Source organism: Pseudochrobactrum sp. AO18b, assembly GCF_000409565.1.
In the GTDB taxonomy this organism is placed as follows: Bacteria; Pseudomonadota; Alphaproteobacteria; order Rhizobiales; family Rhizobiaceae; genus Pseudochrobactrum; species Pseudochrobactrum saccharolyticum.
Genome location: NZ_ANNO01000054.1, coordinates 1 through 3,227, shown reverse-complemented (window position 1 = coordinate 3,227; position 3,227 = coordinate 1). Strand labels below are relative to the sequence as shown.

At 51.6% G+C, this 3,227-nt stretch carries 3 protein-coding genes; 2 read left to right on the top strand and 1 reads right to left on the bottom strand.

Annotated features, from left to right (window positions below):
- Positions 1–49: 49 nt before the first annotated feature.
- A complete protein-coding gene (locus A918_RS0102590) occupies positions 50–1,237 on the bottom strand; it encodes an ROK family transcriptional regulator (RefSeq protein WP_022709546.1) in 1,188 nt (395 codons plus the stop codon).
- Positions 1,238–1,450: 213 nt separating this feature from the next.
- Between A918_RS0102590 and A918_RS0102585 the strand changes: the two genes are divergently transcribed.
- Positions 1,451–2,200, top strand: a complete 750-nt coding sequence (locus A918_RS0102585; RefSeq protein WP_022709545.1) for a glucosamine-6-phosphate deaminase — start codon at positions 1,451–1,453, stop codon at positions 2,198–2,200.
- The gene (locus tag A918_RS0102580; protein WP_022709544.1) at positions 2,182–3,192 is read left to right on the top strand and encodes an N-acetylglucosamine-6-phosphate deacetylase; all 1,011 of its coding nucleotides are present in this window, start codon (positions 2,182–2,184) and stop codon (positions 3,190–3,192) included. Before A918_RS0102585 ends, A918_RS0102580 begins: the two co-directional genes overlap by 19 nt.
- The last annotated feature ends 35 nt before the right edge of the window (positions 3,193–3,227 follow it).

Sequence of the window (3,227 nt, the reverse complement as noted above, 5' to 3'; positions counted from 1 at the left end):
CCGGTGGACTGATTCCCCCGCGAAGGCGCTTCACACTTTTCGGGATACGCTATAATTCCCCCGCTGCAATTGCAGGTAAATTTCCGAGAGCATTCTCAATCAGCGGACGAATAGCGCTGTGCAAAATGTCCTGATTTTCGGTTTGTACCATAATCACATCGGGCAGTTTTAAAGCACCAACCAGCCCTTCCGCCTGAAACTGACTGCATAGCTGAGTAAAAACAGCCTGATTAGAAGTGAACGGCCCTGTCAGATAGACTCTGTCCGGAAACAGAATACGGCACATATTGCCCAGCGCCCGCGCCACAAGACGGATTGCCAGCTGCATATCAGCATGGTCTGCAAGTGATGCATCCTGCAAATATCCACCGATATCCTGCTCTTGGCCCAAACTTGTCAGCTCATCCAACCCCAATTGCTGCAATAAGACCGGCAGGGCAACGGCTGTTTCCAGACAACCTCGGTTTCCGCAACCGCAAGGGCGATCCTGCAATGTATCAAAACGCCAATGGCCGATCTCACCGAAAGGCCCCTGATGGGCAATGCTGGCAACATCGCGGGAACAATAAGCAAGTCCGATCCCCCAGCCCCAATGCAATAATGCGGCGGTATTGACCGGCGCAGTCTCTGCTTTGAAATGCACATCCAGCTCGATATCCAGTTGGCGGAACAAACAGACAAGCGGCGTAACAGGGTTCAAGGCTTCAGCGAGATTAAAGTCCCGCACCTGCGGCCAGCGGGACGTAATCAGCCAGACCCGTTTTTTAACATCGACAATACCAGCCACGAGAATTGTCGTGCCGACATGCACCATCATATCCGGTTGCGAAGCCCGCAATGCCTGTATCATTTGCTGCAGAAAAACCGTCATCTGCTGATTATCCGCATCATCATTCAAACGCTTGGTCTGCGAGGTAATAATATTCCCCTGCAAGTCCAGTAAAGCGCCTTCCACCAGATAGCTGGTCATTTTAATAACAGTGAAACCGATCCGCTGTGCGTTCAACCGTACAAGTGTTCCGGGGCGCCCGCGTCCGCGCCTTTCCGCCACGTCTTCCGTTACAAAACCATTATCCAGCAAATCCGCAATAATGCGGGAAGTAGTCATCGACGTCAGATCAAGCGTAGCCGCAAGGCTGGCGCGGGACTGCCCGTCCGCCTCCAGCAGACTGCTGACAACACGGGCACAATCACGTTCATGCGCATCGGAAAAGCGGAGATTCTGAAAATTCTGCATAGCAACTCATCCCATATTATTATTTTGAATAATATTATTCAAAAATAACTTGCAAGCCTAAAATGAAGGTGTATTCTTTTAAGCAGGAGGAGGCAGAGGTCATTGTCAGCTTAAAAAAGCGACCCGACCGGTCAGCCTTAACAATCAGAGCTTTGCAGCCTGCGTCATGCGCGGGAATGCTGATGCTTTGCCTTTTAAAACGGGGAGAGTGGCGTGGAAATACGTGTTTTCGACACGAAACAGCAATTGGGAGAGGCTGCGGCAAAACGTGGTGCGGAAGCCATCAGATCGGCTCTGCGCAACAAGGGGAAAGCCTCAATTATTGTTGCGACCGGTGCCAGCCAGTTTGAAATGCTGGAAGTACTGATCCGCGAACCGGATATTGACTGGTCCAAAGTCACCGCTTTCCATCTGGATGAATATGTCGGCATGAAAAAGAGCCATCCGGCAAGCTTCCGCCGCTATCTCGTTGAGCGTTTTGTTGAGCCCCTCGGCGGTAAAGTAACACTCCATGAAATCAACGCCGAAGATAATCCGGAAGCAGAAACAGTCAGGCTCAGCAAGCTGATCATGGATGAAACCATTGATGTTTGCTTTGCCGGCATCGGCGAAAATTGCCATCTGGCTTTTAATGACCCGCCGGCCGATTTCGAGACCGACAAACCTTATATTATTGTTGATCTGGATGAAGCCTGCCGCCGCCAGCAAATGGGTGAAGGCTGGTTTGCCACGCTGGAAGATGTGCCTGCTCAGGCCATCTCCATGAGCATTAAACAGATTATGAAATCGTCCCTGATCATTCTATCCGTGCCGGATCAACGCAAGGCGCAGGCTGTTAAAAATGCCCTTGAAGGATCAGTAACACCGCTTTATCCGGCATCCATTTTGCAAAATCACAACAACACTGTGGCTTTGCTCGACACACAATCAGCGTCGCTTTTGTCATGCGCACCAAAGGCTTAACCGATATTCAGGTTAACGGCTTTGCCGGTGTTGATTTCAACTCCGGCAAGCTTACCGCATCTGAACTCGACCATGCATTAGAAGCTATGCTCGCGACAGGTGTCACCGCCTGTTTGCCGACGCTGATCACTGCTGCACCGGATGTGTTGCTGCAGCGTATTCAAGTGCTGGATAATGCCATTCAGCATAGCAGACTTGGCCGCCTGATGTGCTTAGGCCTGCATATTGAAGGGCCGTTTCTTAATCCGCAACAGGGTTTTGCCGGATGCCATCCGGCTGGCGTTATGACACCACCATATGCCAGTCTGATTGAGGAGCTACAGGCTCGGGTCACCACACCGATCCTGCTGGTGACGCTGGCTCCGGAACTCTCCGGTTCTGAAGAATTCATTGCAGCAATGAAGGCCCGCAATATTCTCACGGCCATCGGTCATTCTGATTGTAACTTTGAGACTGCAGCTCATGCAGCCTCGGCCGGAGCCAACCTTTCCACCCATCTCGGCAATGGTCTGCCGCAACATATGCCAAAGCTGGATAATCCGCTGTTTGCCCAGCTGGCCGAAGACCGCCTCACCGCCTGCTTCATTGCCGACGGATTTCATATTCCGCCGCAAGCGCTCAAAGTAATGATACGGGCGAAGGGGATTTCGCGCTCCGTCTTGGTAACCGATGCGGTTTCAGCAGCAGCGGCGGAGACAGGATTTTATCATTTCGCGGATATGCGGATTGAGCGCCATGACAATGGCATGGTCAAAAATCCGAATGGTGCCGGTCTCGCCGGTTCAACGCTGTGTCTCGATCAGGCTGTACGCAATCTTGTGGCATGGGGCATTGCCTCCTTTGATGAAGCAGTGCGCATGGCATCCGGTAATGTTGAGGCACTTATGGCACCCGTCCTCGCTGCCCGCGGCATAAAACAGCCTGTGAGTTTCATCGAATGGACATCTGATCTGTTTATACGGAAAGCAACCTTTCCGGAGCATGACGCATAAGCATCAAAACCGCTTTACCTATAAAAATAAAAAGG